We start from the raw sequence: 1,564 nt of genomic DNA, 5'->3' as shown, positions 1-1,564 counted from the left end.
ACCCCCTAGACTCCCGTCCGTACGACGGACCGCCGCCCGTGCGCGCCCCCGGGGCACGCCGTTGCCGACGGCCCGTCGCACGCCGCCGCCCCGAGCGGCACGCCGCGACCCCGCGCCCCGCACCGCGCCGTCGCGACACCCGACCACGGCGGACGGCCGCCCGCCCGCCGGTGTCGGACCCACAGCACGGGCCCGCGCCGCGGGTCCGCACATCCCGCATCGCGCGTCACGGAGGGGCAAGCCGGGTGCCGGACTACTTCCACGGCTACACGGTCGTCGGACTGGTGGCCGTCGTCGGCGTGCTGTTCGTCGTCGTCGCCTTCACCGCCGGCCGACTGCTGCGACCGGATCTGCCGACCGCCGGGAAACTGTTGCCCTACGAGTGCGGCGTGGATCCGGTGGGCGAGGGCTGGGCCCACACGCAGGTCCGGTACTACCTGTACGCCTTCCTCTACGTGATCTTCGCGGTGGACGCGATCTTCCTCTTCCCCTGGGCGGCGATCTTCGCCGATCCCGGCTTCGGCGCGGTGACGCTGGTGGAGATGTTCCTCTTCCTCGGGCTGCTCGGCCTGGGGCTGTTCTACGCCTGGCGGAAGGGCGTGCTCGCATGGACCTGAACCCCGTCGGAGGCGGTGCGCGCGGCGAGAGCGGCGCGCCCGTGGAACGCGGCGACCGCCCCCTGCTCGGTCCCCTGGCCCGGCTCGCCCCCGAGCCGATGAAGGTGATCCTCAACTGGGGCCGTCGCTACAGCCTGTGGGTCTTCAACTTCGGACTCGCCTGCTGCGCCATCGAGTTCATCGCCGCGTCGATGTCCCGGCACGACTTCATCCGGCTGGGCGTCATCCCCTTCGCGCCCGGCCCCCGCCAGGCCGACCTGATGGTGGTCTCCGGCACCGTGACCGACAAGATGGCCCCCGCGGTGCGGCGGTTGTACGAGCAGATGCCGGAGCCCAAGTACGTCATCTCCTTCGGCGCCTGCTCCAACTGCGGCGGCCCCTACTGGGACTCCTACGCGGTGACCAAGGGAGTGGACCAGATCATCCCCGTCGACGTGTACGTGCCCGGCTGTCCGCCCCGCCCCGAGGCACTGCTCCAGGGCATCCTCAAGCTTCAGGAGCGGATCGCCGAGGAGTCCACCGCCGACCGCTACGCCCCGCGCCGGACGCCCACCGCCGCGCTGACCGCGCCGCCGGTGGCCGCGCCGCCGACCGCCCCCGACACCTCCGCCCCCGGTGCCGGCGACGGAACCCGGGAGGGGGAGCGGTGAGCGGCCCGGGATGGCTCCCGGAGCCGGTGGAGGAACTCTTCGGCGCCGGGGCCCGGGCCGCGGACGCCTACGACACGCTGACCGTGGACGTCCCCGCCGGCGAGTGGATCGCCTCCCTGGGCACCGCCCGCGACCGGCTCGGCTGCACGTTCTTCGACTGGCTCAGCGCCGTGGACGAGAGCGGGGGCCCGGCCGGACCCGTCCCGGACGGCCGGTTGCTGGTGTGCGCCCACGTGGTGGCCCTCGGCCGACCCGGCGAGGCACCGCGCCGGCTGCTGCTGCGCACCGCCCTCACCC

At 74.1% G+C, this 1,564-nt stretch carries 2 protein-coding genes and 1 pseudogene; all 3 read left to right on the top strand.

Annotated elements, in window-relative coordinates; all coding sequences use genetic code 11:
- Positions 1 to 218 precede the first annotated feature (218 nt).
- Positions 219 to 617, top strand: a complete 399-nt coding sequence (locus FNQ90_RS22675; protein ID WP_323380128.1) for an NADH-quinone oxidoreductase subunit A — start codon at positions 219 to 221, stop codon at positions 615 to 617.
- Positions 608 to 1,267, top strand: coding sequence for an NADH-quinone oxidoreductase subunit B (locus FNQ90_RS22670; protein WP_194432799.1), 660 nt, complete (start codon positions 608 to 610; stop codon positions 1,265 to 1,267). The genes FNQ90_RS22675 and FNQ90_RS22670 overlap by 10 nt, the downstream gene beginning before the upstream one ends.
- A pseudogene (locus FNQ90_RS22665) lies at positions 1,264 to 1,564 on the top strand (hypothetical protein); the annotation flags it as partial. The gene FNQ90_RS22670 and the pseudogene FNQ90_RS22665, both read left to right, overlap by 4 nt.

Source organism: Streptomyces alkaliphilus (assembly GCF_014141535.1).
Classification (GTDB): Bacteria; Actinomycetota; Actinomycetes; order Streptomycetales; family Streptomycetaceae; genus Streptomyces; species Streptomyces alkaliphilus.
This window is presented reverse-complemented; position numbering and strand designations above follow the sequence as displayed.

Bases quoted from the DNA above. Each gene is read 5' to 3' on its own strand.
- FNQ90_RS22670 (WP_194432799.1), top strand. From the start codon at position 608: ATGGACCTGAACCCCGTCGGAGGCGGTGCGCGCGGCGAGAGCGGCGCG.